The following is a 26,330-nucleotide window of genomic DNA, read 5'->3' as shown; positions in this document are numbered from 1 at the left end:
GGGTCAGTCCGGCGCCATCGCCCGCACCACCGGGCGCAGCGCGTCGCCCTTGACCAGCCACGACACCGCGAAGGCAACGGTCGCGAGCGTCTCCAGCCAGAACACCGGGCGCAGCGGCACCAGCCGCGCCTGCAGCGGATCGGGCGCGACCATCAACAGCCCGATCGCCGCCATCGAGCCGACGATGGTCCAGCCGCAGACGCGATAGATGCGGTTGCTCGCCGCCTTTTCGGTTGAGCCTTCGCTGCCGCGGACGAACAGCACCAGGCAGAACACCGCAAGCGCACCGAAGAACGCGGCGGCACCCAGCCAATGGACCGTGCTGGCCAGCGAAAATCCCAGCACGCATTGGCTGAGCGCGCAGGCGATCTCGCCGCCGGGCAGCGTCGGCACCAGCGCGATGGTCAGGGCGCCAAGGGACGCGGTCCGCGCGGCGGCAAGGTCGCTGATCCATTCGCCGGATCGCGGGCGATACCCCTCGTAGCTCCACAGGAACACGGCGTTCGCGCAAAGCGTGCCCACGAAGATTTCCCGCATCGGAGAATAGTAGGACGCCGAGATGCTGGGCAGGATGCCGTGGCCGAACACGATTCCCCAGACGATCAGCGCGGCGGGCAGGAAGAACCCCAGCAGCCCGATCGCCCGGCGCACCCGCAGGAACGACAGGACGAGGTCGTTGTCCGCGCGTTGCTGCGCCCCCGGCTGGTCGCGGATCACGTTCGCCATGCGCTTCCCCTCACGTCACCACAGGCAGGCTAGCACGGATCATCCGGGAGGCGAGCGGTATCGCCCGCGAACCCCTCAGTCGTCGCGGCCCGACAGGTCGCGCGTGTAGACCTTGTCCGCCACGTCGGCGAGGTCCGCGCTCTGCCGGTTCGACACGATCACGTCGGAGATCGCCTTGAACTCCTCGAGGTCGCGGATCACGCGCGAGCGGTAGAAGTCGTCGGCGTCCAGCGCGGGCTCGTAGACCACGCACTCGATCCCCTTGGCCTTGATCCGCTTCATCACGCCCTGGATCGAGCTGTGGCGGAAGTTGTCGGACCCGGCCTTCATCACCAGCCGGTAGATGCCGACGACGCGCGGCTTCCGCGCCACCACCTGGTCGGCGATGAAGTCCTTGCGCGTGCGGTTGCTTTCCACGATCGCGGCCATGAGGTTCTGCGGCACGCGGTCGTAGTTCGCCAGCATCTGCTTGGTGTCCTTGGGCAGGCAGTAGCCGCCGTAACCGAAGCTGGGGTTGTTGTAGTGGTCGCCCACGCGCGGATCGCCGGACACGCCCGCGATGATCTCGCGCGTGTCGAGGTTGCGCGCCTCGGCATAGCTGTCGAGTTCGTTGAAGAACGCGACGCGCATGGCCAGGAAGGTGTTGGCGAACAGCTTGATCGCCTCGGCCTCGGTCGGACCGGTCAGCAGCACCGGTGTCGTGTGGGTCGAGGTGCCTTCCAGCAGCAGGTCGGCGATGCGGCGCCCCTGCGCGCCACGGTCGCCCACGACGATCCGCGACGGCGCGACGCTGTCGGCCAGCGCCTGCCCCTCGCGCAGGAACTCGGGCGCGAAGACGATCCGGTCGCTGCCGGTTTCCGCCCGCATCCGTTCCACGAACCCCACGGGAATGGTGGACCGCACGAGGATCAGGGCGTCGGCGTTCACCGACAGGACCTGGCCGATCACCGCCTCGACCGACGAGGTGTTGAAGCGGTTCGTCACCGGGTCGTAGTCGGTGGGGGTCGCGACAAGCACCAGATCGGCATCCGCATAGGCGGACGGGCCGTCCGTGGTCGCGGTGATGTCGAGATTGCGGCTGGCCAGCCATTCGCTGGCAAGCCGATCCTCGATCGGGCTTTGCCGCGCGGCGATGGCGGCGACCCGCTGGGGGTTGAGGTCCACGGCGGCGACCTGGTGGCGGCCGGCCAGCATGACCACGTTTGCGGTGCCCACGTAGCCCAGGCCTGCGACAGCGATCTTCATCGAAGTGTTCCCGTCTGGTCGTTGCAGGCGGGTCAAATCACGCCGGGTTGGCAAGGTCAATCAAGCCGGCGGCTGGACCCGCGTCCGCCGCTTGCGGGGCGCGGCCCGCATGGGGATGGTGCTTTTCCTCGACCAGCGCCGACCCGAGCAGGTCGTTGATGCGACGCTTGATCCGCGCGCGCTCGTCGTTGGTGACATAGACCGACCGCGCAAGCGCCACGAAGCGGTCGTCGAACCGGCCCTGCGCCTCTTTGACGCGGATGTCGTCCTCGATCTGCCAGAGGGCCGCGTTCGTGGCGCGGAGCGCGTCGAGAAGCGGGCCGAGGTCGTCGTGGGCGGCGTGGTTTTCGTCGGCGCCGAGCGCGGGGGCTGCGACCTCGCGCAGGGCGTCAAGCTCGCGCGTGACGTTGGCGCGGGCGGGGCCTTCGGGGATCAGCCGGGCCTTCAGTTCAAGGATGGTGATCTTGTCGAGCAGTTCGCCCCACGAGACGGGGACGAGCGGGGTCGGGGGAATTGGGGCGCGGGTGATCATGGCGCTGTGTCGCCGGGGCCGGGCCGGGCGTCAAGCGCGGCCGCCGGCTGCCGGTCCAGCTCATGGGCGACCCGCGCAATGACCCCGGCCCAGTCGCCGGGGCGGTGCTGGCGGAAGATGCGGATCGACGGATACCACGGCGTCCGCTCGCCCTCGCCCGGCCAGCGCCAGTCCGCGTCGTTCTTCAGCAAAAGCCATGTCGGCCGCCCCAAAGTCCCCGCCAGATGGGCGATCAGCGTGTCCACCGTGACGACCAGCGCCGCGCCCGCGACCAGCGCGGCGGTGCGCTGCATGTCCATCGGGCAGCCCTCGGGGTTCAGAACCGGCAGCGCGGTCGGCGCCGCCACCAGCGAGAACGCGGGCGCGCGGCACAGCGGCGGCATCAGCCGTTCGGGAATGGACCGCGACGGGTCCCAGTCGCCGCCCTGCCAGCAGAGCCCGACCGCGTCCGGCGGCAGGTCGGCGGCGCGCACCGCCAGCGGCAGCGGCGGCGCGGCGACGGGCGGCACCCGCAGCGCGAAGGGCAGTTCCATGATCTCGATGTCGCAATCCTGCGGCGGCAGGGGGCGGGCCACGTCAAAGGGGACCAGCCGGTCGATGCCGGGATGGCCCGCGAACAGCGGCATCAGCCGGGGCTGCATCTCGACCGTGACGTGGGCCGCCCGCGCCCGCAGATGCGGCAGGAAGCGGGCGAACTGCACCGTGTCGCCGTAGCCGTGATAGCAGCGCACCAGCACCCGGCGTCCATCGAACGGCCGCCCGTCCCAGACCCAGCGCAGGTGATAGGGCAGGTTCGGATCGTCGCGGGTCGCGGGGTCGCGCGCGCGGTGGGCGGTGGCCATGATGTGCCACGCAGCATCATGATCGCCCCGGCGCATCGCGTCCGTCCACGGATCGGCCTGCTGGTCCATCGCTCTGCCCCTTCGCGTCCCGGACCCCGCATAGCGCGCGCCGCGCGCCGGTGGAAAGCCGGTCGCCGCACGGGGCGGACAGTTTGCGCTACCAGACTTCATCCAACCGTCACCCGAACGTCGCCTGATCTTCGCGGCCGGGGATCAAAGGAGGCCGCGAAAAGTGGAAGGCAGCCGATGCAGATTGAGGCCCGCAACGTCACCCGCCTGTTCGGCCAGACGAAGGCGGTCGATGCCGCCAGCTTCGTCATCGACCGGCCGATGATGGTGGGGATCATCGGCAGCTCGGGCGCGGGCAAATCGACGCTTCTGCGGATGGTGAACCGGCTCACCGACGCGTCGTCGGGGCAGCTGATCGTGGACGGGACCGACGTGCTTGCGCTCAAGGGCGCGGCGATGCGCGCCTGGCAAAGCCGCTGCGCGATGGTGTTCCAGCAGTTCAACCTGGTGCCGCGCATCGACGTGGTGTCGAATGTCCTGCACGGCCTTCTGAACAAGCGCGGCACGATGACCGCGATGTTCAACCTGTGGTCCCGCGACGACATCACCCGCGCCATCGCCATCCTGGACCGCCTGGGCATCGCCGAGCAGGCGGCCAAGCGCGCCGAGGCGCTGTCGGGCGGCCAGCAGCAGCGCGTGGCCATCGCCCGCGCGCTGATGCAGGACCCGGCCATCGTGCTGGCGGACGAGCCCATCGCCAGCCTCGACCCGATGAACGCGCAGATTGTGATGGAGACGCTGCGCCGCATCCATGACGAGGACGGCCGCACGGTCATCGCCAACCTGCACACGCTCGACACCGCGCGCCGCTACTGCGACCGGATCATCGGGATGCGGAAGGGCCGGATCGTGTTCGACGGCGCGCCCGACCAGCTCACCACCTCCGCCGCGCGCGAGATCTACGGCGCCGGCGCGGATTTTTCCGAAGCCGCGACCTCGACCGCCATCGACACGCCCAAAGCGCCCCCGCCCGACCGCTACGCCGAAGCGATGCTGTCGGATCTGTAGGCGTCCTTTTTTCTGCCCCCCTCCCCCTCTCTCCAGCCACGGAGCCTCACGATCATGAAATCGCTTCTCGCCTTCGCCCTCGCCACCTCGGCCATCACCGGGGCAATGACCGCGCCGGTGTTCGCGCAGGACCTTCAGCAGTTCAACATCGGCGTCATGGGCGGCGAGAACGCCCAGGACCGGATGACCTCGAACGAGTGCCTGCGCAAGCACGCCGAGGAAACGCTGGGCGTTCCGGTCAAGCTGTTCACCCCCGCCGACTATGACGGCGTGATCCAGGGCCTGCTGGGCGGCACGCTGGACATGGCGCTGCTGGGCGCGTCGGGTTACGCCAAGATCTACCTGACCGACCCCGAGGCGGTCGAGCCGGTGCTGGTCAAGACCAACCTCGACGGCAGCTTCACCTATTACTCGATCGGGATCGCACGGAAGGACAGCGGCATCACCGACATGGCCGCCATGAAGGGCAAGACGCTGGGCTTCGGCGACCCGAACTCCACCTCGGGCTACCTGATCCCGCTGGTCGAGCTGCCGAAGGCGGGCTACTCGATGAAGCCGGGCGAATACTTCAAGGACACGCCCTTCACCGGCGGGCACGAACAGACCATCGTCGCGGTCAAGAACGGCGACGTGGACGCGGGCGTGACTTGGGCCGACGGGCAGGGCGACTTCGCTGACGGCTACAACTCGGGCGCGCTGCGCAAGGCGGCCGACGCGGGTCTGGTGGACATGAACGAGATGGTCGAGATCTGGCGCTCGTCGCCGATCCCGGAAGGCCCGGTCGTGCTGCGCAAGGCGCTGCCCGCCGACGCCAAGGCCAAGATGACCGAACTGGTCGCGAACCTTATCAAGACCGACAAGGACTGCGCCTACGGCGTCGCCTCGGGCGAGACCGCCGGCTTCTCGCCGGTCACGCACGACGCCTATTCGACCATCATCGACGTCCGCAAGGCCGAGCTGGAAGCGGGCAAGAACTGACCTTTCCCGCCGCATGACCATCCGGGCGGGCCGCATCGACGCGGCCCGCCCTTTCCCCTGCCGCACGCAGAGCCGATGACCGACACCAGCATCCATCCCGCGCCCGTCCTGACCGCCGCCATAACCGCGCGCTACCTGGCCGCGGTCCGGGGCCGCCGCATCCGGTCGGCGGTGCTGCTGGCGCTTTTCTGCCTGCTCTTCGGGTGGAGCTGGCTCGTCGCCAACGACCGCAACGCGGGCGGCTTTCTGGCGCAGCTTCCGGGCTTTTTCGACTATCCGGCCGAACTGCTGTCCGAGACGGCGGCCAACCTGGCCCGCCTGCCCGCGATCATGGCGTCGAAGATCCCGGCGCTGATCGAAACGATCAACATCGCCGCCGTGTCCACGCTGGTCGGCGGCGCGGCCGGGGCCTTGCTGGCGCTGCTGGCCACGCGCGCGCTGGCGCCCTGGCCCGCGCTGGTGGGGGTTCTGCGCCGCATTCTCGACGTCACCCGCGCGATCCCCGACGTGGTGATCGCGCTGGTCCTGATCTTCGTCCTTGGCGGCGGGCCCGTGCCCGCGATGATCGCCATCGCCTTTCACACCACCGGCTCGCTGGGAAAGCTGTTTTCCGAAGTGGCCGAGAACGCCGACCTGCGCCCGGTCGAGGGGCTGGCGTCGGTCGGCGCGGGCTGGACGCAGCGGATGCTGCTGGCGGTGATGCCGCAGGTCGCGCCGAACTGGCTCAGCTACGCGCTGCTGCGGTTCGAGATCAACATCCGCGCCTCGGCGATCCTGGGCTTCGTCGGCGCGGGCGGGATCGGCTACGAGTTGCGCAACGCCATCGCCTGGGGTCCGGGCCGCTATACGGAAGCCGCGGGCGTGTTCCTGTTGCTGTTCCTGACCATCGTCGCGGTGGACCAGCTGTCCGGCATGGTCCGCGACCGCCTGATCCGGGGGAACGCCGCATGACCGCGACGATGACCGAAGGCGCCGTGCCCCCCGCGCAGGCCGCGCACCGGCTGATCCGCCGCAAGCGGCTGCTGGCCCTCGCCGCGCCGGTGCTGGTGCTGGCCTATCTGGCCTATGCCGCCTTCGCGTTCGATCTTGCCGGCGTCGCGGGCCGCGCCCGGCTCGACAACGCGTCCGTCCTTTTGCAGGACTTCTGGTCCTACAAGACCCACGTCACCCGCCCCAACCGCGGCGCGGGCGCGGGCGGGATCGAGGTCGCGATCGAGGGCAGCCGGAACATGACCTACGCCGCGGGCGATGCGCCGGGCTGGATCGCGCCCGCCCCCGGCGGCGCCACCGTGGACCTGCCGGGCGGCAAGGTCGTGACTTTTCTGCCCGACCGCCGCCTGCAGGTTGAGGTGCCCGACTACGGCACGCTGAAGATCGTCACCACCGACGGCGGCATCGTGCTGGACGCCCCGCAGGGACCGCTGCCGGACTGGATTTCCGCCTCGGACACCCGCGTCGGGCTGACGCCGGACCGCGGGTCGCGGATCGCGGTCACGAAATCCAAGACCGAGGTGTTCCGCCGCTCGCCCGGGTGGGAGCTGTTCTTCTTCACCCTCGACAGCGAATGGCACCCGCTGTCCTGGGGCGAGCGGCTGGCGGCGCTGACCCAGCCGGGCGCGGCGGCGTCGATGTGGCACGATTTCTGGACCAACAAGGTCTGGCACCACGGCGACGTCGCCTGGGCGATGGGCGAGACGGTGCTGATGGCGTTCCTCGGCACCATCGGCGCGGCGCTGGTGTCGCTGCCGCTGTCGTTCCTGTCGGCGCGCAACTTCTCGCTGGGGTTCGTGTCGCGCTTCGCGACCCGGCGCGGCTACGACTTTCTGCGCGGGGTGGACGCGCTGATCTGGACCGTGATCCTGTCGCGGGCGCTGGGTCCGGGGCCGCTGACCGGCGCGCTGGCGATCATGCTGACCGACATCGGCAGCTTTGGGAAACTGTTCTCGGAAGCGCTGGAGAACATCGACCGCCGGCAGGTCGAGGGGCTGCGCGCGACCGGCGCGAACGGGCTTTTGCGCGCGCGCTGGGGGGTGATCCCGCAGGTGGCGCCCGTGATCGTCAGCCAGGTGCTGTATTTACTGGAAAGCAACACCCGCAGCGCGACCGTGATCGGCGCCATCGTCGGCGGCGGGATCGGGCTGCTGCTCACCCAGTCCATCGTCACCCAGCAGGACTGGGAGGACGTGACCTACTACATCGTGCTGATCGTGCTGGTGGTGATGCTGATGGACAGCATTTCCGGCCGTATCAGGCGGCGCATGATCCGCGGAGACTGAGGCGACATGATCCTTTCGGCAGACACCCCCCTGATCCCCGACGACGCCGAGGTCGTGGCGACCAGCTTCGGCCGCTTCTGCGAGGTGGGGGCCGGGTCGCGCATCAACCACTCGGACTTCGACGACTACAGCTATTGCGACCGTATGGCGGACATCGCCAACACGAGCGTCGGCAAGTTCGCCAACATCGCCGCGCTAACCCGGATCGGGCCGACCGACCACCCGATGACCACGGCGAGCCTGCACCACTTTCTCTATCGCTCGAACTACTACTGGCCCGACGAGGCGCGGGACGACGCGTTCTTCACCCGCCGCCAGTCGCGCCGCACGGTGATCGGGCACGACACCTGGATCGGCCACGGCGCGATCGTGAAGCCCGAGGTGACGGTGGGCCTTGGCGCCATCGTCGGCGCGGGCGCGGTCGTGACCCGCGACGTGGCGCCCTGGACCATCGTCGTCGGCAACCCCGCCCGCCCCCTGCGCCGCCGTTTCAGCGAAGAAACCGCCGCGCGGATGGAGGCGCTGGCCTGGTGGGACTGGGACCACGAGCGCCTGCGCGCGGCCCTGCCCGATTTCCGCAGCCTGACGGCCGAGGCATTTCTGGACCGCTACGAATAGGCGCGGTTCGGACGCGAGGGCGTCCGGTCCGGGCGTGGCTTCGCCCATCGACGCACGCGGCGCGTGACCGCGACCGCCCCGCCTGCTAGCCCTTTGCCTGAACGGACAAGGGGCCGACGGCAGATGACCTATATCCGGGAAATCCAGGGGCTTCGCGCCGTCGCGGCGCTGCTGGTGGCGATCTACCACATCTGGTTCAACCGGGTGTCGGGCGGGGTGGATGCGTTCTTCGTCATCGCCGCGTTCTTCATGATGGCGTCGTTCGTCAGGATCGGCACCCCCGGCGGGCGCGACGTGCTGCGCTACTACGGCGCCACCGTCCGGCGGGTCGTGCCGCTGGCCGCCGTCGTGATCCTTGCCACGGTCGCGGGCACGCTCCTGTTCATCCCGGCGATCTACTGGCGGGAGTTCGCGTTTCACGGGCTGGCGTCGGCGGTGTTCGTCGAGAACTGGTGGCTCGCATGGACCGGCACCGATTATCTGCGGCTTGGCCTGGCGGTGTCGCCGTTCCAGCAGATGTGGGCGCTGTCGCTGCAGATGCAGTACTACCTCGTGCTGCCGCTGCTGCTGTGGATCGCGGCGGCCTTCGCCTCGCGCCGCGGCGTGTCGGTCAGGCGGGCATGGGCCGGGCTGGTCGTGGCGCTGATGGTCGCGTCGTTCGCCTATAACCTGTGGATCACCGACCGGAACCAGCCGTGGGCGTATTTCGACAGCCTCGCGCGCGGATGGGAATACATGCTGGGCGCGGCGCTGGCGCTGAACATCGACCGGCTGCCGACCATCCCCCGCCGCGCGGCGCGGGTGCTGGGATACGCCTGCCTTGCCGTGCTGGTGACGTTCGCCGCCGTGATCCCGGTCGGCAAGTCGTTCCCGGGCATCGCCGCGCTGATCCCGGTGCTGTCCACGCTGGGGCTGATCGTCGCGGCGCGGTCGGGTGCCGACATCGCCCCGCTGACCAACCGCCCCGTCATGGCGGCGGGAGAGATCAGCTTTTCCTTTTACCTGTGGCACTGGCCGCTGCTGGTGTTCTGGCGCAGCTGGACCGGCACGCCCGAGGTCGGCATTCTGCCCGGCCTCGGCATCATGGCGCTGGCCGGGCTGCTCGCGTGGGGGACGCTGCGGCTGTTCGAGGCGCCGGTCCGCCGCTGGCCGCCGCTGGTCGCGCGCCCCCTGGCGTCCGTCGCGCTGGGGGTCGTCGTCATGCTGCCGGTGCTGGGCGCGATCTATGCCTGGGCCGACGCGAACCGCGCCGCAATCGCCACGGCCTACGCGCGCAAGGCGGCGTTCGACCGGGACCCACTCAACTGGGCGGGGAACGGCGGCCTTGTGCCCGACCCGCTGATCGCGCGGGCGGACGTGGCGCGGGCCTATGCCGACGGATGCCACCAGACCATCACCGACGCGGCGGTGATCGAATGCGTCTATGGCGTCCGCGACGGTGCGCGCACGGTCGTGCTGGCCGGCGGCTCGCATTCGCTGCAATGGCTGCCCGCGCTGCAGGACCTTGCCCCGGCGCTGGACCTGCGGATCGTCAGCGTCACGAAAAGCTCGTGCGTGTTTCTTGACGCCCGCGACCCGGCCCGGGTCGCGCGGGCGGGGGCAGAGTTCAACCTGCTCGATCCAGACAGCTGCGCCGCGTGGAACACCGCCGTTCTGGCCCGGGTCATGGCCCTGCGGCCCGACCTGATCCTGACGATCGCCACCCGGGGCCGCGGCCCTGACGAGGCGGTGCCCGAGATCTACCGCTCGCTCTGGGCCGGGCTGACGGGGCGGGGGATCAAGGTGCTGGCGCTGCGGGACAACCCGTGGTTCCCGGGCGACGTGGTGGACTGCGTCGCGCGCCACGCGGACGACCCTGCGGCCTGCGACGCGCGGCGGGCGGACCTGCTGAACGCCCGCGATCCGGCCGCCGGGCTGGCGATGCCGGGGCTGCGGTTCGCGGATTTTTCCGACCTCATCTGCGACGACACGCGCTGCCGGGCGACCGATGGCGGCCTGCTGGTCTATCGTGACGAACACCACCTGACCGGCAGCTTCGTGCGCGCGCACAGTGACCGGCTGGGGCGCGAGATCGAGGCGGTAATCGGCAGGGGCTGACAGGGGCGGGGCCGGCGCTTCAGGGGTCCGACCCGCCCCCTTCGGGCGTGACGGTCAGCGTGATCCGCGCGGCCAGCCACCACGACAGGCCCCGTTCGACCGGGGTGCCGTCGGGGGTGACGTTCACCGCCTCGGTCCGGATCAGGGCGTCGCCCGGCCGGGCCTGCAGCCGCGCCGCGCGGGTCGCGTCGGCCACGCGCGCGGTGATGCGGGTATGGGCGCGGCGAAAGGCCGGGACGCCGCAGCGGTCCAGCGCCGCGGTGATCGAGCCGGTCTCGCGCAGCCCGTCGGGCAAGGCGGGCAGCCACTCGGCCGGAAACACCGACCGGAACATCGCGACCGGCTGGCCATCGACCAGCGAAACCCCTTCGGCCACGTGGACCTGCGCGCCGGGGGGCAGGGCCAGCGCCTCGGCCTCGACCGCGTCGGCGGTGCGGGTGGCCACGAAGTCGATCTGCCGCCCCGGCATCCGCCCCGCCAGCGCGATCGCGCGGTGAAACTGCACCGTGCGCCCGCCCAGGGGATAGTCGGTCGGCGCCGCCTGCACGAACACCCCCGCGCCGCGCCGCGACCAGACCAGCCCTTCATCCGAAAGCGCGGCCAGCGCCTGCCTGACGGTGTGGCGGTTGACCCCGAACCGGGCCGCCAGCGCCGCCTCGCTCGGCAGGCGCTCGCCCGGCGCGTGGTGGCCGCGGGCGATGTCGTCGCGCAGGTGATCGGCAATGGTGCGCCACAAGCTCACGGCGTCACCGAATATTCACGGGACATGCGCGCGGGGCGTGCTATAGGTGATTTGTCTAGTTGTATAGTTTCCATGACCGATCACCCGCCCCTCCCCCATACACGCGCAGACAACCTTGGTCTGCTGGCCCGCGCAAGCGCCAGCCGCATCCAGGCGCTGCTTCCCGACCTGCCGGACCACCAGGTCCTGCGCGCGCCCGAGATCGGGACCGTCATGGTCCGCGGCCGCGCGGGCGGGACCGGCGCGCCCTTCAACCTGGGCGAGATGACCGTCACCCGCGCCTCGGTCCAGCTTCCCTGCGGGACGGTCGGCCACGGCTACGTGCAGGGCCGCTCGCGCCCCCATGCGCTGCGCGCCGCAGCCATCGACGCGCTGCTGCAAACCGACGCCGCCGCCCGAATCGAGGCCGGCGTGATCGCCCCCCTGCGGGCCGAGGAAACCGCCCGCCGCCACGCCCGCGCCGGCCGCGCGGCCGCCACCAGGGTCGAGTTCTTCACGCTGGTGAGGGGAGAGGACGCATGACCGCGCACCTGCTGTCGGGCGGCTTCGCCGATCCGCCCGCCGACGCCGCCCACGCCTTCCGCGCGATCATGCAGGCGATGGCCCGCCCCGGCACGATCCACGACGTCACCGGCGCCCGCCCGCCCGCGCCGCTGTCGATCGCGGCGGGAACGGCGCTGCTGACGCTGTGCGACCGGACCACGCCCCTGTTCCTTGGCCCCTCGCACGACACGGCCGAGGTGCGGGCGTGGGTCACGTTCCACTGCGCCGCGCCACTGGTGACGGCCGGGGATGCGGCCTTTGCGCTCGGCACCTGGGACGCGCTGCTGCCGACCGACCGCTTCCCCATCGGCAACCCCGAATATCCCGACCGCGCCGCGACGCTGATCGTGGAATTGCCGGCGCTCGATCCGGTCGGCGCGACCCTCACCGGCCCCGGCATCCGCGACACCGCCACCCTGCCCCTGCCCGACCCGGCCGCCTTTGCCGCGAACCACGCCCGCTTTCCGCTCGGCTGGGACGCGATCCTGACCTGCGGCGACCGGGTGGCCGCCGTGCCGCGCTCGACCGCGATCCACACCGGGGAGGCGCGCTGATGTATGTCGCCGTGAAAGGGGGCGAGCGCGCGATCGGTGCCGCCCACTACTGGCTGGCAGAGGTCCGGCGCGGCCCCGCGGACCAGCCCGCGATCCATACCGACGCGATCCGCGACCAGCTGTCGCTGGCGGTGGACCGGGTCATGGCCGAAGGCTCGCTTTACGACCCCGACCTTGCCGCGCTGGCGATCAAGCAGGCGCGCGGCGACCTGATCGAGGCGATCTTCCTGATCCGCGCCTATCGCACCACCCTGCCGCGCTTCGGCGGGTCCGCGCCGGTGGACACCGGCGCGATGGACATCGCCCGCCGCATCTCGGCCACATTCAAGGACGCGCCGGGCGGTCAGGTGCTGGGGCCAACCTACGATTACACCCACCGCCTGCTGGACTTCCGCCTGATGGCCGATGGCGAGGTGCCGGTCGAAGGCACCGGCGCCGAGGCCGCGCCGTCGCCCGCCGCCTCAGACGTGCTGCACATCCTGTCGTTCCTGAACCGCGACGGGCTGATCCAGTCCGAGAACCCGACCGACGCCGACCCCGGCGATTTGACCCGCGAGCCGCTGGAACTGCCCGCCGACCGCGCGCTGCGCCTGCAGGCGCTGGCGCGGGGGGACGAAGGCTTCCTGCTGGGCCTCGCCTATTCGACGCAGCGCGGCTACGCCCGCAACCACGCCTTTGTCGGCGAATTGCGGATCGGCACCGTGCCGGTCGCGATGGACATTCCCGAGCTGGGTTTCGCCATCGACATCGGCGAGATCGAGGTCACGGAATGCGACACCGTGAACCAGTTCACGGGCAGCCGCACCGAGCCCGCGCAGTTCACGCGGGGCTACGGCCTCAGCTTCGGCCAGACCGAACGCAAGGCGCTGTCGATGGCGCTGGTGGACCGCGCCCTGCGGTGGGAGGAGCTGGGCGAGGATGACGCGGGCGCGCCCGCGCAGGACGCCGAGTTCGTGCTGTATCACTGCGACAACATCCAGGCGACCGGGTTCCTGGAACACATCAAGCTGCCGCACTACGTCGATTTCCAGGCCGAGCTTGAGCTGGTGCGGCGGCTGCGCGCGGACGCGGCGGGGACCGGCGCCGACAACAACAGGGAAGCCGCGGAATGAACATCGTATTCGACATCGGCAACGTCCTGATCCGCTGGAACCTGCATGCGGCGTTCGCGGGACACTTCGCATCCCCCGCCGAAACCGACGCCTACCTGGCCGAGGTGGGGTTTTCCGACTGGAACCGGCAGCAGGACGGCGGGCGAAGCTGGGCCGAGGCGGTGGACGACCTGCGCGCGCGGCACGGCGAGCGCGCGCATCCGGCGTCGCTTTATCCCGAACGCCACCGCCTGACGATCGCCGAGCCGATCGAGGGGACGTGGAACCTGATCCAGCGCCTGGCCGAGAACGGGCACGCGCTTTACGCGATCACCAACTGGTCCGCCGAAAGCTGGAACGACGCGCTGGCGCTGCACCCGCGCCTGACCGACCGCTTCCGCGACATCGTGGTGTCGGGGCGCGAGAAGATGCTGAAGCCCGACCCCGCGATCTACCGCCTGCTGATGGACCGCAACGGGCTTGAGGCATCGGACTGCCTGTTCATCGACGACAGCGCCGCCAACGTCGAGGGCGCGCGCGCCGTCGGCATGGACGCGGTGCTGTTCACCGACCCCGCCGCGCTGGAGCGCGAGTTGAACGACCGGTGGCTGCTGTGACCGCGCACGATCCCGGCCAGGCCTACAACTTCGCCTATCTGGACGAGGACACGAAGCGGATGATCCGCCGCGCGATCCTGAAAGGGCTGGCAGTTCCCGGCTATCAGGTGCCGTTCGCGAGCCGCGAGATGCCGATGCCCTATGGCTGGGGCACCGGCGGCGTGCAGGTGACGGCGGCGTGCCTGACCCCCGACGACACGCTCAAGGTCATCGACCAGGGCGCGGACGACACCACCAACGCGGTCAGCATCCGCGGCTTCTTCCGCCGGGTGGCGGGCGTCGCCACGACCGAGCGCACGGCCGAGGCGACCGTGATCCAGACCCGCCACCGGATCCCGGAAACCCCGCTGACCGGGGACCAGATCCTCGTCTACCAGGTCCCGATCCCGGAACCGCTGCGCTTTCTGGAACCGCGCGAGACGGAAACCCGGCGGATGCACGCGCTGTCCGATTACGGCCTGATGCAGGTCCGGCTGTACGAGGACATCGCCCGCCACGGCGAGATCGCGACATCCTACGCCTATCCGGTCAAGGTCGCGGGTCACTACGTCATGGACCCCTCGCCCATCCCGCGCTTCGACAACCCCAAGATGCACATGTCGGCGGCGATCCAGCTGTTCGGCGCGGGGCGCGAGCAGCGCATCTACGCGGTGCCGCCGTGGACCGGGGTCGTCAGCCTCGATTTCGACGACCACCCGTTCACCGCCAGCAAGGCCGACCACCCCTGCGCGATCTGCGGGGCGACGGACAGCTATCTGGACGAGGTCATCACCGACGACGCGGGCGGGCGGATGTTCGTCTGTTCCGACACCGACTACTGCGCTACGAGGCAGGAGAGCGGCCATGACTGACACCCCGCTGCTGTCCGTCCGCGACCTTGAAAAACGCTACGGCGCGCGGATCGGCTGCACCGACGTGAGCTTCGATCTGTGGCCGGGCGAGGTCTTGGGGATCGTCGGCGAATCCGGGTCGGGCAAATCGACGCTGCTCAACTGCATGGCCGGGCACCTTGCGCCCGACCGGGGGCAGGTCCTTTTCGACACCAGCGACCGCGGGCTGGTCGATACGGTCACAATGTCCGAACCGGAACGCCGGATGCTGGGCCGCACCGACTGGGCCTTTGTCCACCAGAACCCGCGCGACGGGCTGCGGATGGCGGTCAGCGCCGGGGGCAACGTGGGCGAGCGGCTGATGGCCGTCGGCGCGCGCCACTACGGCCGGATCCGCGACACCGCCGAGGACTGGCTGAGCCGGGTCGAGATCGACCCCTCGCGGATCGACGACCGGCCGCGCCAGTTCTCGGGCGGGATGCAGCAGCGTCTGCAGATCGCGCGGAACCTGGTGACCGGCCCCCGGCTCGTGTTCATGGACGAGCCGACCGGCGGCCTTGATGTCAGCGTGCAGGCGCGGCTTCTGGACCTTCTGCGCGGACTGGTGCGGCGGATGGGGCTGTCGGCAGTGCTGGTGACGCACGATCTGGCCGTGGTGCGGCTGCTCGCCGACCGGCTGATGGTGATGAAGGACGGCCGCGTGGTCGAGACCGGGCTGACCGACCAGGTGCTTGACGATCCGCGCCACGCCTATACGCAGCTTCTCGTGTCCTCGGTCCTGCAGGTATGACGATGATCGACGTAGAAGACGTGGCCAAGGACTTCACGCTCCACAATCAGGGCGGGACCGTGCTGCGGGTGATGGAAGGGGCGCGGCTGTCGGTCGGCCCCGGCGAATGCGTGGGGCTGGTCGGCGCGTCGGGCGCGGGCAAATCCACGCTGATGCGGATGATCTGGGGCAACTACCGGATCGACGCGGGGTCGGTCCGCGTGGGCGGGGTGGACCTGGCGACCGCCGTGCCGCGCGACATCATCGCGCTGCGCCGCGCGACCTTGGGCTACGTCAGCCAGTTCCTGCGCGTCGTCCCCCGCGTGCCCACGATCGACGTCGTGGCCGAGCCGCTGCTGACCCTCGGCGTTCCCGATGACGAGGCGCGCGACCGCGCCGCCGCGCTGCTCACGCGCCTCAACATCCCCGAACGGCTGTGGCCGCTGTCGCCGACGACCTTTTCGGGCGGTGAGCAGCAGCGGGTGAACATCGCCCGCGGTTTCGTCCACCCCTGGCCCGCGCTCTTGCTGGACGAGCCGACCGCGAGCCTCGATGCCGCCAACCGCGAGGTTGTGCTGTCGCTGATCCTCGACGCCAAGGCGGCCGGCGCCGCGATCCTCGGCATCTTCCACGACGAGGACGCGCGCGCCCGCGTCTGCGACCGGCTGGTGGACGTGACGAGCTTCGCCCCGGAACGGGCGGCGGCATGACGGCGGACCCCGACCCGGCGTCAGGCCCGGCGGCAGGATCGGCGTCAGGACAGGCACCCGGCGCGGCCCCCTGCTTCGCCTTCGTCGGTCCCTCTGGCGCGGGCAAGGACAGCGTGATGGCGGCGGTGGCCCGCGCCCGCCCCGACGTGCTGCTGGCGACCCGCGTCATTACCCGCCCCGCCGACCCGACCGAACCGTTCCGGCCCGCGACCCGCGAAAGCTTCGACCGCGACCGGGCGGCGGGGCGGTTCGTCCTCGACTGGGACGCGCACGGGCTGTCCTACGGCATCCCGGGCGAGGTCCGCGCGGCGCAGCAGGCGGGCCGGATCCTGTGCGTGAACCTGTCCCGCGCGGTCCTGCCGCAGGCGGCGCAGGTGCTGGCGCCGCTGAGCGTGATCCACATCACGGCCGCGCCCGAAGTCCTCGCCCGGCGTCTCAGCGCGCGCGGGCGCGAGGATGCGGGCGCGATCGGCGAACGCCTGCTGACGGCGGGCCGCGACCTGCCGGACCTGCCCGGAACCCGGGTCCACCTGATCGACAATTCCGGCCCGCTGGACCATGCCGTGCGGGCGGTCCTTTCGCTGCTGCCCGCCCCCACAGACAAGAGCTTTCCATGACCTCCGAAACCGTGTTCGCCAACGCCTCACTGATCCTGCGCGACCGGGTCGCCCGCGGCAGCCTCGTCATCCGGGACGGGCTGATCGCCGATCTGGACGAAAGCGGCGCGGCGCCGGCCGGCGCGATCGACTGCGGCGGCGACTTCATCGCGCCCGGGATGGTCGAACTGCACACCGACAACCTGGAACGCCACATCCAGCCCCGCCCAAGCGTCGGCTGGCCCCACGCCGCAGCCATCGTGGCCCACGACGCGGAACTGGCAAGCGTCGGCATCACCACGGTGTTCGACGCGCTGCGCGTCGGCTCGATCGAGGAGGACGAGGCCGAATACCCCCGCTACGCCCGCCCCCTCGCGTCGGAAATCCTGGCCATGATCGCGACCGACGCGCTGCGGATCAGCCACTACATCCACCTGCGCGCCGAGGTCTGTTCGCAGACGCTGGTGGCCGAGCTGGACGAGTTCGACGCGGGCGACCGGGTCAAGCTGGTCAGCCTGATGGACCACACCCCCGGCCAGCGCCAGTTCCGCGACATCACCAAGCTGGCCAAATACGTGCAGGGCAAAAGCCGCATGTCGGACGAGGCGTTCGCCGCCCACGTCCGCCGCCTGACCGATCTGCAGCAACGCTTCGGCGCCCAGCACGAGGCGGCGGCGGTCGCGGTGGCGCAGCGGCTGGGGGCGGTGCTGGCCAGCCACGACGACACCACCCCCGAACAGGTCGCGACATCGGCCGGCTACGGCATCCGCCTGGCCGAGTTTCCGACCACGCTCGAGGCCGCAGACGCCTGCCGCGACCACGGGATCGCCACGATCATGGGCGCGCCGAACCTGGTGCGGGGCGGCAGTCATTCGGGCAATGTCGCCGCCGCCGAATTGGCGCGCGCCGACCGGCTGGACATCCTGTCGTCGGACTACGTGCCCTCGTCGCTGCTGGCGGGCGCGGCCATCCTGGGCGGCATCTGGGACGACCTGCCCCGCGCCATCGCCACCGTGACGGCGAACCCGGCCGAGGCCGCGGGCCTGCCCGATCGCGGCCGGATCGAGCCCGGCCGCCGCGCCGACCTGATCCGGTTTGCCATGCTGGACGGAACCCCGGTCCTGCGCGAGACGTGGGTCGGCGGCAAGCGGGTGGCGTAGGCCGCGGCGGGCCAGCGCAGGCCACAGCGCCGCCACGGGCAGGTTTGCATGACCGCGGCGAGGTCGGCGATCCAGTCGGCCCGCAGTACCGCGTCGCCGCTCAGCGGCTCTGCGCGCGGGGCTCGAAGCTAAGGGGAAGGTTGTCCCACAGGTCTTCGGGAAACGCTTGCGGGCGAAGCTCGCCCTTTACCAATTCCACAATGAACGGACCAAAGCTCATCGGGAACACCTCTGCCACGCCCTCGTCCTCGCCCCAGATGCCGACCGGCCAGGTTTCCGGACCGCCCGGTCCGACGATCCAGCCGAGATAGTCGCCGTTGTCAGTAACGGCAAAGGGCATCAGCCCGCCGTCCTGCGGAAAGACCGGCATCGTGAAGGTCTGGGGATGGTGCGCCTTCAGCGTCTCGTAGGATCGAACGGGACCGAGCGTTGCATCCGGCATCCGCACGGCAGGACGGGCTCCGTTCGGCGCAAACAGGCGGATGAAATCGCCGATGCCGCCCGGTCCCCACTCGGCCATGAACGCCGTGTAGTCGGCAGGGATTGCGCGCCCCAATGCCTCTTCGACCGTGGTCCACTCGGCTGGCTGCGGCACCGGATGGCGTTGCTCCAACGCGGGCGGCGGCATGACTGCGGCGAGTTCGGCGGACCAATCCATGTCGGCTCCTTCTGTCGCGACCGGAGCCGCTTACGAGTTGTCGATGTTGTTGATGGTGATGGAGATGTCCAGCCCCTGGGATCCGCGCGCCTGAAGTGCGACGCCGACCGGGTGGTCCTGGCCCGCCGCGTAAAGGGGCGTCACCTTGTAATTCACCACCTCTCCCGCGCTCACGGCGTCGTGGACCTGCCGCTCGAAGTCGCTCATCACCGGCGAGTTCGTGAAACGCTGATAGAGCATCACCAAGTTTCGCTCGTCGGTGCCAGAACCCCCGAGCGAACGCGCCAGCAGGTGGCCGCGCGAGTGGTTTTCATCACCGCTGACGAAGCCCGGCGGCTTGATTGACTGCTTGGCATGGCTGCCCGTCCCCAGCATGTCTCTGGTGATCGTCGCCTCGATCCCCTGCGCCTGTCCCGACGCGTTCAGGCTGCCATAGTCGATCCGCGACGGCGCGGTAGCGGCCGGCGCGCTGAGCGGGGCAATGTTCGCGGGCACCCCGCGCGTGATCGCCCCGCTCGCCTCGTGGTCGTTGATGATGTCGGTCAGCGAACGCGGGGCCGCGACGAAGCCGTTCCCCTGCGCGATCGGGCTGTTCAGCCGGTTCGTCTCGCGCACCAGCGCCTGGTCCAGTTCGCGCTGGCGCACGGCGATGTCGTTGCGCTGGGTCTGGGTCAGGCCGGCGGTCTGGGTCCTGGCCAGCGCGTCGGCCTCGCGGGTGATCTTGTCGATCTCCAGCTTGGCCTCGAACGCCGAGGATCCGGGCTCGGGCTCGGCCTTGCCGCGCAGGATGTTGTCGAGTTTCGACCGCAGCCCGCCCGCCGACGACAGTTGCGCGGCGGTGTGTTCGTGCAGCGCAAGCTGCGCCGGGTCCGGCGTGCCCGCGCCGTGTTCGATGCGGATGTTGGTCGCGCGGCCGTTCCGGGTGTCATAGGCGACCCGCACCTCGCCCGGGCCCATCCCCGGCACCTGCGAAACCGGCACGTTGGCCGGCGGCGTGGTTGCGCCCGCGCGGATGCGCTGGTCCAGGCCTGCGAAGGACATGCCGTCGGTCCCGTTCCGGGCCACCCCGCCCGACATCCGCGACGCGCCCGCCATGCCACCCCAGAAGGCCACGTTCAGCAGGCCCGCGGCGCGGTCCTGCCCCGACATGTTGTCCCAGTTCCGGGCAAGCTGGATCGACTGGTCGGTGACGGCCGCACCGTCCATGACCTCGGCCGCGGTGGCCGTGCCCGACACCGCGCGCGCGAACGCGGGCGTCGCCCGGCCGCCCATCGCGCCCAGCTTCAGCGCGCCGCCCACGGCGCCGACCGACAGCGCGCCCGCCGCCACCTCGAGCCAGTTCGACCGCACCGACGGGTCCGACAGGTCGGTGATGTCCTGGCCGTGGGTCGCCTTGTCGTGCAGGTCCGAGGCGGCGCGGCCCGTCGCCCACAGGGCGGCCCCGCCCGCGACCAGCGGCGCCGCGGTGCCGCCGGTGCCCAGGATCAGCGCGCCACCCGCGACGATCCCCGCGCCAAGCGCGACGCCGTCCATGACCTTGCCGAACCCCTCGCCGAAGCTGTCCACGACGCCGGGCGTGTTCCCGTGCGACAGTTCCTCGGACTTCAGGTCCATGCCCTTGGCGTAGGTCATCTTGCCTTCGGGCAGCTTGTTGTTTTCTTCCCAATCCTTGAGGTCGGTGTAGGTCCGGCCGGTGTGATCGACGAAGCGCGCCTCGCCGGTGGCCTTGTCATCGACCCGGAACACGGGAACGGTCGCCGCGCCCTCGTCCTTGCTGGTGATCGTCACCGGCACGACCGAGACCCTGGCCTGCGGCCCGCCAAGTTCGGTGATCTTGCGCTGGACGTCGTCGATCGCCTGGTTGTTGCCGCCGTTGGAATAGAACTGGTTGTTCATCCCCCGTTCGAGGAACTCGGCCGACGGCTCGCCCTGGGGCAGCATGTCCGGGCGGATGCCCATCGCCTGGCCCACGGTGTTGCGAAGCGCCTCGCCGCCCAGGGACTGCGGATCGGTGCCGCGCGTCTGATAGGCGTCCGTCACCTTGGCGGCATAGGCTTTCGAGATCGCCTCGGATTCCCAGCCGTCCTTGAACGCGTCCGCGTTGATGCTGGTGCCGCGGCCGGCGACCTGGTCCAGCGCCCAGACCCGCATTTCCGGCGTCACCTTTTCGCCGAACAGCATCTCGCGCGCGCCTTCATGGGCCATCACGCCGTCGAGGTTGCGCGCCATCTGCTCGCGCGCGATGCGGTCCGCGTCGGTGCTGCCGGGGGCGCGGGCGTTGGCCAGCGCGTTCGCGATGTCGGTCCGCTGCGGGCCGTTCCGCGCGCCGTTCTTGTCCTCGAACATAAACAACGAGGTGGCGATGCTTTGCTGCTGCTCGGGCGAGAAGCTGTTGCGGTCCGCCGCCGCCGACCACAGCTTGTCGCGGACGCTGCCGTCCATCCACTGGGTCTGCTTGGCGATCTGCGGCTCGAGCCCCGGATTGGCGCGCACCACCGCCGCCGGATCGAGGTTCATCGCCGTTTCCAGCATCCCCACCGACCGCTGCGCCCATTCCGGGGACGAGGCGACGCTGCCGCCTTTCGCATAGATCGCCTGGTTGCTCATCTCGGGCCTGGCCAGCGCCGCCGCCAGCGCCTCGCGCGCGGCGGGATCGTTGCGGACGCCGTCGACCGCCTCGCGCACGTTCTCGTTGAAGCGGCCGTTGTCGGACTGGCCCTGCCACGCCTTGACCGAGCCTTCGGCAAGCGCCGCGCGCTCGGCATCGGTCAGCCGGCCCAGGTCGGAATCGCCGCGCAGCGCCTGCGACGCGCGGGTGCCGCCTTCGCTGTCCCAGAAGATCCCGCCCTTTTCGTGGGTGGCGTTGTCCTTGACCCAGCTGTCGATCTTGGCCTGCCGTTCGGGCGTGACCGTATCGACGGGCGCGACCGGCGCGGTGGGCGCGCCGGGGGCGACGGGACCCAGAACGGGCCCCTGCTGGCGGTTCGTCACGTTCTGAAGCAGCGGCGTCAGGCCAGCCGGGGCCGTCGCGGGCTTCGCGGGGACCTGCGCGGGGGCGGGCGCCTGCGCCTGCGGCTTCGGCTGGGCCTGCGGCTGGGGTTGCGGCTTGGGCTGCGGCTTCGGCTGCGGAGGGGCCGGCGGCTTGATCGGCTCGGGCGGCTTCTGCGGCTGCGTGGCACGCTCGATTCCGGCACGGATGGCGCTGAAGATGTTGGACATGGCGGTTCTCCGGCTCGGATGGGCGGGGCTCAGCGGCCCGGATGTGTGAGGATGAAGGCGGTTGGCGAAGCCTGGCTGTGCGGGTGTCCGCCCGGTCGGCGGTCGGGGCCCGGGCGGTGGGCGCCGACGCGGCGTGGCCCGCGGGCCTTTGGGGCGGCGCCAGGCATCCCGTCAGTACCCCTGGGTCATGTAGCGATAGGAATCCCAGCTGTACATTTCGCCGGTCATGGCCGACCAGTTGTTCAGCCGGTACTGCTGCCAGAACATCTCGTTCATGCCGCCACCGCCGCCACCGCCGCCGTTGCGGGCGGCCGCCAGGATGATTTCCTGGAACCGCTTCTGCAGCGGTCCGGCGAAGGCGGTGTATTCCGCGAAGTCGACGAGGTCGGGGCTGGCCTTGCGTTCGTCCTTGGTCAGCGGCAGGTTCACGACCGCGATCCAGGCGAGGATGTCGTCCGCGCCCGTCACTTTCTTGATGAGCGCCTTGGGCGGGACTTCCTTGTTGTCGAGGACGCCGACGACGATCCGGCGCTCGCTGTCGTCCAGTTCGTCCCACACCTCGGCCACGCCCGCTTCCCACGCCGCCAGCTTGGTGGGGAACATGCGGTTGACCTCCTTGTCCTGGGTGTCCCAGAACTCGACCGCGTCGGCGTGAGCCACCCCGGGCATACGGGCCTTCAGCCGCTCGAACGCGTCGATGTCGCTTTGCGCCATCCCCTGCCCCGGCACCCGCTCGCGGATCATCGGGTCGGCTGCGTTCCACGCGGCAAGGGTCTTGCTGTGTTCGGCCTTGGCTTCGATGGTCAACGCCACGAGAATGTCGCGGGTGCAGTCCAGCGCCACGCCGCGCGAGGCCGGGTTGTCGGCGGCGATCGCCAGGCGCGCGGCCTGCATCAGCCCCTCGGGCAGGTCGTTGGGCCCGTTCGCGCCGGCGTCCGCGATCTTGAACATGGCGTCAAGCTCGGTCCGCACCGTTTCCTTGTCGATCGACCCGCCCTGCGCCTCGATCAGGGCATGGACGGCGGTGACGGCGATGTCGGCGTCTTCCGGGGTAATGTGCTTGTCGCCGGCAAAGGCGGGTGACGCCGAAACGGCGCAGGTGATCGCAATGGGAAAAAGGTAACGACGCATCGAACGGCCTTGCTGCAAGATCCGGGTAATGGATTGCAGGCAGGTTAACCTTTCCGGTGACACCTGCATGACGAAGTTTGCGGACGGGCGAAAACTTGCCGGTCGCCGCGCGCGGCGGCTGAAAGCCGCGCCGTCACCGTGAGGCGCGGCCGGGCAGAAATCTCGTCGCCACCGAAGCCGCGCTATTGCGCCCGATACCCGATCGCTGAAAGGCTGGCGCCATCGGCGAGAACTCGCCGCTTGGGGCGGCACCCCGCCGGGAGGACCGATTTCACATGATTTGTCACGCTTCTGTCGCTTTAATCGTCTTGTGTCCTCGGCAGGTGAACGGAAAGACAGATGACCTGCACGCGGAATGACTGGCGTGACCGGGGCCGGGTGGCCTTGATTGTGCTGGCATTGACGCTGGCGGCGAAGCTGTCCGTTCCGGGGGCCGCATGGGCACAGGCCGGTGACGAGCCGGGCTGGGCACTCGACGATCTGGCGGTTCTCTATCAACCGTTCCCGTACGAAGCGAAGGACGTGGCACTGACCGACATGCTGCAGCAGATGACCATAAAGACCGGCGTGCCGGTCATCGCGGCCCAGGGGCTGGCGGGTCGGGTCAGCGTGGCCAACGGGTCGGGTTCGCTGCGCGACGCGCTGGATCAGGTTTCGGGCGACGCGGGTCTGTTGTGGTGGTTCGACGGGGCCGCGGTCCATGTCGAGCCGGCATCCGCGATGACCAGCCGCCTTCTTCCCCTGCAGGGCGTGTCGATGCCCGCGCTGCGCGAGCAGCTCGACGCGGTGGGCATGGCCCATACCAGCTACCGCATGATCGCGAACGACCGCGCGAGCGTGGTCCGCGTGGTTGCCCCGCGCGGCTATACCGACGCACTGGCCGAGGTCATCGCCGCAATGGCGGCCGAGCGTTCGGCCCGCGCCGATGGCGGGCGTTCGGGCATGCCGCTCATCATCCGCGGCCCCGCCCGCCAGCGCCGCCCCGCGAACCTGGGCTACGGCGCGCAGCCGGGCGCGGGCTACCAGCCCTCCGGCTATCCGGCGGGCGCATATTCCAACACCAACGCGGCCCCAGTCGACGCGGGCCGCGGCTATCCCGCGAACGGGTATTACGGCGCGGGTTACCCGGCCGGCAATTTCGGGGCCGGTAGTTTCGGGGCCGGAAATTTCGGGGCTGGCAACTTCGGGGCCGGCAACTTCGGCGCCGCGCCGGCGCCCGCCACATCCGGTGCCACCGCGCCCGGCTATTTCGCGCCCGCCACGGCCCCCGCGGCCGGCCGGGCGTCACAGTGAAAGGACCAGCCATGAACACCTCGCCCGACCAGACCGCCGTGGCTGGCACCCCCGAACAGATCGACGACCTGCACCTGCTGATGGCGGTCGCGGTGCTGACCGGCCAGCGCGGCATCGACACCCCGGTCCTGCCGGTGTTCGAATGCTGGAGCCTGCATTACCCCGAAGACGCGCTCGGCCGTCTGGGGATCGGCCTGTTCATGGTCGGCAACGGCAATGCCGAGGGCGGGATCGCGATCATCGCCGACGCCGCCCGCACCGCCCGCACCCGCGCCGACCAGGCGCGCGACGTGCTCGATTCCCTCGTTTCCGATTTTCCCGAACTCGCACGTTAAGGTATTTCTTCGATGCAGATCGACCGCGCCGACATGAAACTGCTGATCGAGGCCGGGTATTCCGGCGTCATGCGCGGCATCGACACCGACATGGGCCCCGTGTTCGCGGCCATTTCCGAATGGATGCCGCAATACGCCGCCGGCCCGATCGGCACCGCGCTGGTCCGCATGGTGGCCGGCGATCTTCGGGGCGCCGACGAGCTGCTTGAAACGATCATCGCGTCCAACCTGGAAGGCAAGAACGAGGCGACGGCGATCCTTGCCATGTGCCGCGTCCTTCAGAACCAGCACGAAGATGCGCGCCGCCTGGCCGCCGACCTGCAGGGAACCGGCGGTCACGCCGAGGCCTTCGCGGACGGCCTGGTCAATGGCGCAGAAGATCTGACCCAGGGCCACGAAGGCCTTGCGGCAGAGGCCGAGGCGACGCCCGCGCGTCCCGGCACCGACGGTTAAGTGGGCAAGTTCAACTGCATGGAGTCATGAACATGGGACTTTTTTCCGGTATCGGTAAGGCGCTCGGCGGCCTGACCAAGATCGTCAGCGGCCTGGGCGGCATCGCCAAAGCTCTCGGCGGCATCCTGAACTCGCCGCTCGGCAACCTGCTGAAAATGGCTTTCCCGCCCCTCGCGGCAGCCGGTGGCATCCTGAACTTCGTCGGCATGGCCGGCAGCCTGGCCGATTCGATCGGCGGCGGCGCGCAGTACTGACGCGCCCGCACTAGGGGGATGCGGTATCCTGGTCGCCAGCAACGACCTCGCCGCACCCCCTTCCCCACGGGACGCGACCCTGCGTCCCTGATCCTTGATACGACTACTACTACCACCACTGCCAACGACCCTGGAAAGACCGGCACGGCCAGATGACCAGCACGACCCGAACCCCTGCAGACGCAAAGGCCGCACCCGGCCTTGCCCGGACCGCGCGCCGCGATGTCGCGGCGGCGCTGCGGGCGATGCTGCGGCGTCGGGACGAACTGCTGGGTCGCCGTGCCAACCCGTTTCGCCGCCTCGTCGCGGCGATGGCGCGCCCGTTCCGGGCCGCCGGTCATTTGCGGAGTGACCGCCCGCAAGTCACCCCCCGTTCCGTCGCCATGCCGTACGGACGACCCACCCTCAGCACGCTCGGCACCGGCCTTGCGGGTGGAGGCGGCGGAAGTCCGAACCGGCAGGTCGCTTCGCGGAACCCTGTGACGCGTCACTCCGTTCCGGTAAAAGACAGCTGCGCCTGTCCCCGAATCCCCGCTTTTACGATCTGCCGACACCCTCGCCACGGTTTCAACGACAGGGCCGCCCGCGCGGCCTGAGACCCCGGCAAAGCCCGACGCGAAAGGAACCCGTCATGGTCACCGCCGTCACCGACCTGTCCGCCGCTAGCGCCGCGCTGGCGCAACCCGCGACCCAGAACCAGCCGCAGCTCAGCGATTTCGCGCAGCGCGCGCTGGACGGGCTGGGGCAGATGCATTCGGATTACCAGTCCGGCTCGATGGCGATCCGGCAGGAAATGGACCGCCCCGTGGCGATCACCGGATCCGGCCCCGAGATGCTGAGCCAGCAGATCGAGGCGATGCGGTCGCAATCCCGCATGGCGATCCAGGTGCAGCAGCAGATCGTGCAGTTCACGCTGGCCACCTCGGTCTCGTCGAGCCTGGGCAACAACCTCAACAGCTTCCTGAAGGGCGCCTGACCCTTTTC

The 26,330-nt window shown here is 70.2% G+C and carries 28 protein-coding genes; 20 read left to right on the top strand and 8 right to left on the bottom strand.

From position 1 onward, the window contains the following. Nucleotides 1-3: 3 nt before the first annotated feature. From FNF32_RS13020 to FNF32_RS13005, 4 genes are all read right to left on the bottom strand, one after another. Nucleotides 4-726, bottom strand: a complete 723-nt coding sequence (locus FNF32_RS13020) for a DUF998 domain-containing protein (protein WP_131674060.1) — start codon at nt 724-726, stop codon at nt 4-6. Nucleotides 727-801: 75 nt separating this feature from the next. Next, the gene (locus FNF32_RS13015) at nt 802-1,971 is read right to left on the bottom strand and encodes a nucleotide sugar dehydrogenase (protein ID WP_131674059.1); all 1,170 of its coding nucleotides are present in this window, start codon (nt 1,969-1,971) and stop codon (nt 802-804) included. A 37-nt stretch (nt 1,972-2,008) separates the two neighbouring features. Beyond that, a complete protein-coding gene (locus FNF32_RS13010; RefSeq protein ID WP_131674058.1) occupies nt 2,009-2,503 on the bottom strand; it encodes a DUF6165 family protein in 495 nt (164 codons plus the stop codon). Next, the gene (locus FNF32_RS13005) at nt 2,500-3,414 is read right to left on the bottom strand and encodes a glycosyltransferase family 9 protein (RefSeq protein WP_221930727.1); all 915 of its coding nucleotides are present in this window, start codon (nt 3,412-3,414) and stop codon (nt 2,500-2,502) included. The genes FNF32_RS13010 and FNF32_RS13005 overlap by 4 nt, the downstream gene beginning before the upstream one ends. Nucleotides 3,415-3,591: 177 nt before the next feature. Here FNF32_RS13005 and phnC point away from each other — a divergent pair, with 177 nt between their 5' ends. From phnC to FNF32_RS12975, 6 genes are all read left to right on the top strand, one after another. Then, nucleotides 3,592-4,422, top strand: a complete 831-nt coding sequence (gene phnC / locus FNF32_RS13000; RefSeq protein WP_131674057.1) for a phosphonate ABC transporter ATP-binding protein — start codon at nt 3,592-3,594, stop codon at nt 4,420-4,422. Nucleotides 4,423-4,476: 54 nt separating this feature from the next. Next, nucleotides 4,477-5,400, top strand: coding sequence for a phosphonate ABC transporter substrate-binding protein (gene phnD / locus FNF32_RS12995; RefSeq protein WP_131674056.1), 924 nt, complete (start codon nt 4,477-4,479; stop codon nt 5,398-5,400). 75 nt (nt 5,401-5,475) lie between these two features. After that, nucleotides 5,476-6,351 (top strand): phosphonate ABC transporter, permease protein PhnE, encoded by an 876-nt coding sequence (phnE, locus tag FNF32_RS12990; protein ID WP_131674055.1) that lies wholly within the window; start codon nt 5,476-5,478, stop codon nt 6,349-6,351. Beyond that, nucleotides 6,348-7,676: a phosphonate ABC transporter, permease protein PhnE gene (gene phnE, locus FNF32_RS12985; RefSeq protein WP_246087830.1), complete on the top strand. Its 1,329-nt coding sequence runs from the start codon at nt 6,348-6,350 to the stop codon at nt 7,674-7,676. The genes phnE (FNF32_RS12990) and phnE (FNF32_RS12985) overlap by 4 nt, the downstream gene beginning before the upstream one ends. Before the next feature lie 6 nt (nt 7,677-7,682). Further along, the gene (locus FNF32_RS12980) at nt 7,683-8,294 is read left to right on the top strand and encodes an LbetaH domain-containing protein (protein WP_131674054.1); all 612 of its coding nucleotides are present in this window, start codon (nt 7,683-7,685) and stop codon (nt 8,292-8,294) included. A gap of 123 nt (nt 8,295-8,417) precedes the next feature. Then, nucleotides 8,418-10,391 carry an acyltransferase family protein gene (locus FNF32_RS12975; protein WP_131674053.1) on the top strand — a complete coding sequence of 658 codons (1,974 nt, stop codon included), beginning with the start codon at nt 8,418-8,420 and terminating at the stop codon, nt 10,389-10,391. Between the two features lie 19 nt (nt 10,392-10,410). Here FNF32_RS12975 and phnF read toward each other — a convergent pair whose 3' ends face one another. Beyond that, complete coding sequence (gene phnF, locus FNF32_RS12970) at nt 10,411-11,133, bottom strand: phosphonate metabolism transcriptional regulator PhnF (protein ID WP_281285682.1); 723 nt, start codon at nt 11,131-11,133, stop codon at nt 10,411-10,413. Between the two features lie 72 nt (nt 11,134-11,205). Between phnF and phnG the strand changes: the two genes are divergently transcribed. The 9 genes from phnG to FNF32_RS12925 all read left to right on the top strand — a co-directional run bounded on the left by phnG (nt 11,206) and on the right by FNF32_RS12925 (nt 18,003). Continuing rightward, nucleotides 11,206-11,655 (top strand): phosphonate C-P lyase system protein PhnG, encoded by a 450-nt coding sequence (gene phnG / locus FNF32_RS12965; protein WP_131674051.1) that lies wholly within the window; start codon nt 11,206-11,208, stop codon nt 11,653-11,655. Then, complete coding sequence (gene phnH, locus FNF32_RS12960; RefSeq protein WP_131674050.1) at nt 11,652-12,230, top strand: phosphonate C-P lyase system protein PhnH; 579 nt, start codon at nt 11,652-11,654, stop codon at nt 12,228-12,230. The genes phnG and phnH overlap by 4 nt, the downstream gene beginning before the upstream one ends. After that, nucleotides 12,230-13,342, top strand: a complete 1,113-nt coding sequence (locus FNF32_RS12955; RefSeq protein WP_131674049.1) for a carbon-phosphorus lyase complex subunit — start codon at nt 12,230-12,232, stop codon at nt 13,340-13,342. Before phnH ends, FNF32_RS12955 begins: the two co-directional genes overlap by 1 nt. After that, complete coding sequence (locus FNF32_RS12950) at nt 13,339-13,938, top strand: HAD family hydrolase (protein ID WP_131674048.1); 600 nt, start codon at nt 13,339-13,341, stop codon at nt 13,936-13,938. The genes FNF32_RS12955 and FNF32_RS12950 overlap by 4 nt, the downstream gene beginning before the upstream one ends. After that, nucleotides 13,935-14,789 carry an alpha-D-ribose 1-methylphosphonate 5-phosphate C-P-lyase PhnJ gene (locus FNF32_RS12945; protein WP_131674047.1) on the top strand — a complete coding sequence of 285 codons (855 nt, stop codon included), beginning with the start codon at nt 13,935-13,937 and terminating at the stop codon, nt 14,787-14,789. Before FNF32_RS12950 ends, FNF32_RS12945 begins: the two co-directional genes overlap by 4 nt. Continuing rightward, nucleotides 14,782-15,558, top strand: coding sequence for a phosphonate C-P lyase system protein PhnK (gene phnK, locus FNF32_RS12940; RefSeq protein ID WP_131674046.1), 777 nt, complete (start codon nt 14,782-14,784; stop codon nt 15,556-15,558). Before FNF32_RS12945 ends, phnK begins: the two co-directional genes overlap by 8 nt. 2 nt (nt 15,559-15,560) lie before the next feature. Further along, nucleotides 15,561-16,247 (top strand): phosphonate C-P lyase system protein PhnL, encoded by a 687-nt coding sequence (phnL, locus tag FNF32_RS12935; RefSeq protein ID WP_131674045.1) that lies wholly within the window; start codon nt 15,561-15,563, stop codon nt 16,245-16,247. Nucleotides 16,248-16,363: 116 nt separating this feature from the next. Beyond that, the gene (locus FNF32_RS12930) at nt 16,364-16,864 is read left to right on the top strand and encodes a phosphonate metabolism protein/1,5-bisphosphokinase (PRPP-forming) PhnN (protein WP_131674080.1); all 501 of its coding nucleotides are present in this window, start codon (nt 16,364-16,366) and stop codon (nt 16,862-16,864) included. Beyond that, nucleotides 16,861-18,003: an alpha-D-ribose 1-methylphosphonate 5-triphosphate diphosphatase gene (locus FNF32_RS12925; protein ID WP_131674044.1), complete on the top strand. Its 1,143-nt coding sequence runs from the start codon at nt 16,861-16,863 to the stop codon at nt 18,001-18,003. Before FNF32_RS12930 ends, FNF32_RS12925 begins: the two co-directional genes overlap by 4 nt. 100 nt (nt 18,004-18,103) lie before the next feature. On the opposite strand, the gene FNF32_RS12920 is transcribed toward FNF32_RS12925, so the two are convergent. The 3 genes from FNF32_RS12920 to FNF32_RS12910 form a co-directional block, all read right to left on the bottom strand. Next, nucleotides 18,104-18,661, bottom strand: coding sequence for an SMI1/KNR4 family protein (locus FNF32_RS12920; protein ID WP_131674043.1), 558 nt, complete (start codon nt 18,659-18,661; stop codon nt 18,104-18,106). A 30-nt stretch (nt 18,662-18,691) separates the two neighbouring features. Next, on the bottom strand, nt 18,692-21,880 hold the full coding sequence (locus FNF32_RS12915; protein ID WP_131674042.1) for a DUF4781 domain-containing protein: 3,189 nt from the start codon (nt 21,878-21,880) through the stop codon (nt 18,692-18,694). A 171-nt stretch (nt 21,881-22,051) separates the two neighbouring features. Then, nucleotides 22,052-23,011 (bottom strand): hypothetical protein, encoded by a 960-nt coding sequence (locus FNF32_RS12910; protein ID WP_143796684.1) that lies wholly within the window; start codon nt 23,009-23,011, stop codon nt 22,052-22,054. A gap of 339 nt (nt 23,012-23,350) precedes the next feature. On the opposite strand from FNF32_RS12910, the gene FNF32_RS12905 reads away from it, so the two are divergent. The 5 genes from FNF32_RS12905 to FNF32_RS12885 all read left to right on the top strand — a co-directional run bounded on the left by FNF32_RS12905 (nt 23,351) and on the right by FNF32_RS12885 (nt 26,322). Beyond that, on the top strand, nt 23,351-24,304 hold the full coding sequence (locus tag FNF32_RS12905; protein ID WP_131674040.1) for a hypothetical protein: 954 nt from the start codon (nt 23,351-23,353) through the stop codon (nt 24,302-24,304). Between the two features lie 11 nt (nt 24,305-24,315). Continuing rightward, the gene (locus tag FNF32_RS12900) at nt 24,316-24,639 is read left to right on the top strand and encodes a hypothetical protein (RefSeq protein ID WP_131674039.1); all 324 of its coding nucleotides are present in this window, start codon (nt 24,316-24,318) and stop codon (nt 24,637-24,639) included. Nucleotides 24,640-24,651: 12 nt separating this feature from the next. Continuing rightward, nucleotides 24,652-25,092, top strand: a complete 441-nt coding sequence (locus FNF32_RS12895; RefSeq protein ID WP_131674038.1) for a hypothetical protein — start codon at nt 24,652-24,654, stop codon at nt 25,090-25,092. Between the two features lie 32 nt (nt 25,093-25,124). Then, the gene (locus tag FNF32_RS12890; RefSeq protein ID WP_131674037.1) at nt 25,125-25,346 is read left to right on the top strand and encodes a hypothetical protein; all 222 of its coding nucleotides are present in this window, start codon (nt 25,125-25,127) and stop codon (nt 25,344-25,346) included. A gap of 631 nt (nt 25,347-25,977) precedes the next feature. Next, the gene (locus tag FNF32_RS12885; protein ID WP_131674036.1) at nt 25,978-26,322 is read left to right on the top strand and encodes a hypothetical protein; all 345 of its coding nucleotides are present in this window, start codon (nt 25,978-25,980) and stop codon (nt 26,320-26,322) included. Nucleotides 26,323-26,330: the final 8 nt, after the last annotated feature.

The sequence above is a fragment of the Paracoccus marinus genome, assembly GCF_007018965.1.
Lineage (GTDB): Bacteria > Pseudomonadota > Alphaproteobacteria > Rhodobacterales > Rhodobacteraceae > Paracoccus > Paracoccus marinus.
Note: the sequence above shows the minus strand (reverse complement) of the source record. Positions and strands in the feature narration are given on the sequence as shown.

Bases quoted from the DNA above. Each gene is read 5' to 3' on its own strand.
- FNF32_RS13020 (WP_131674060.1), bottom strand. From the start codon at position 726: ATGGCGAACGTGATCCGCGACCAGCCGGGGGCGCAGCAACGCGCGGAC.
- FNF32_RS13015 (WP_131674059.1), bottom strand. From the start codon at position 1,971: ATGAAGATCGCTGTCGCAGGCCTGGGCTACGTGGGCACCGCAAACGTG.
- FNF32_RS13010 (WP_131674058.1), bottom strand. From the start codon at position 2,503: ATGATCACCCGCGCCCCAATTCCCCCGACCCCGCTCGTCCCCGTCTCG.
- FNF32_RS13005 (WP_221930727.1), bottom strand. From the start codon at position 3,414: ATGGACCAGCAGGCCGATCCGTGGACGGACGCGATGCGCCGGGGCGAT.
- phnC (WP_131674057.1), top strand. From the start codon at position 3,592: ATGCAGATTGAGGCCCGCAACGTCACCCGCCTGTTCGGCCAGACGAAG.
- phnD (WP_131674056.1), top strand. From the start codon at position 4,477: ATGAAATCGCTTCTCGCCTTCGCCCTCGCCACCTCGGCCATCACCGGG.
- phnE (WP_131674055.1), top strand. From the start codon at position 5,476: ATGACCGACACCAGCATCCATCCCGCGCCCGTCCTGACCGCCGCCATA.
- phnE (WP_246087830.1), top strand. From the start codon at position 6,348: ATGACCGCGACGATGACCGAAGGCGCCGTGCCCCCCGCGCAGGCCGCG.
- FNF32_RS12980 (WP_131674054.1), top strand. From the start codon at position 7,683: ATGATCCTTTCGGCAGACACCCCCCTGATCCCCGACGACGCCGAGGTC.
- FNF32_RS12975 (WP_131674053.1), top strand. From the start codon at position 8,418: ATGACCTATATCCGGGAAATCCAGGGGCTTCGCGCCGTCGCGGCGCTG.
- phnG (WP_131674051.1), top strand. From the start codon at position 11,206: ATGACCGATCACCCGCCCCTCCCCCATACACGCGCAGACAACCTTGGT.
- phnH (WP_131674050.1), top strand. From the start codon at position 11,652: ATGACCGCGCACCTGCTGTCGGGCGGCTTCGCCGATCCGCCCGCCGAC.
- FNF32_RS12955 (WP_131674049.1), top strand. From the start codon at position 12,230: ATGTATGTCGCCGTGAAAGGGGGCGAGCGCGCGATCGGTGCCGCCCAC.
- FNF32_RS12950 (WP_131674048.1), top strand. From the start codon at position 13,339: ATGAACATCGTATTCGACATCGGCAACGTCCTGATCCGCTGGAACCTG.
- phnK (WP_131674046.1), top strand. From the start codon at position 14,782: ATGACTGACACCCCGCTGCTGTCCGTCCGCGACCTTGAAAAACGCTAC.
- phnL (WP_131674045.1), top strand. From the start codon at position 15,561: ATGATCGACGTAGAAGACGTGGCCAAGGACTTCACGCTCCACAATCAG.
- FNF32_RS12930 (WP_131674080.1), top strand. From the start codon at position 16,364: ATGGCGGCGGTGGCCCGCGCCCGCCCCGACGTGCTGCTGGCGACCCGC.
- FNF32_RS12925 (WP_131674044.1), top strand. From the start codon at position 16,861: ATGACCTCCGAAACCGTGTTCGCCAACGCCTCACTGATCCTGCGCGAC.
- FNF32_RS12920 (WP_131674043.1), bottom strand. From the start codon at position 18,661: ATGGATTGGTCCGCCGAACTCGCCGCAGTCATGCCGCCGCCCGCGTTG.
- FNF32_RS12915 (WP_131674042.1), bottom strand. From the start codon at position 21,880: ATGTCCAACATCTTCAGCGCCATCCGTGCCGGAATCGAGCGTGCCACG.
- FNF32_RS12910 (WP_143796684.1), bottom strand. From the start codon at position 23,011: ATGCGTCGTTACCTTTTTCCCATTGCGATCACCTGCGCCGTTTCGGCG.
- FNF32_RS12905 (WP_131674040.1), top strand. From the start codon at position 23,351: ATGACCTGCACGCGGAATGACTGGCGTGACCGGGGCCGGGTGGCCTTG.
- FNF32_RS12900 (WP_131674039.1), top strand. From the start codon at position 24,316: ATGAACACCTCGCCCGACCAGACCGCCGTGGCTGGCACCCCCGAACAG.
- FNF32_RS12895 (WP_131674038.1), top strand. From the start codon at position 24,652: ATGCAGATCGACCGCGCCGACATGAAACTGCTGATCGAGGCCGGGTAT.
- FNF32_RS12890 (WP_131674037.1), top strand. From the start codon at position 25,125: ATGGGACTTTTTTCCGGTATCGGTAAGGCGCTCGGCGGCCTGACCAAG.
- FNF32_RS12885 (WP_131674036.1), top strand. From the start codon at position 25,978: ATGGTCACCGCCGTCACCGACCTGTCCGCCGCTAGCGCCGCGCTGGCG.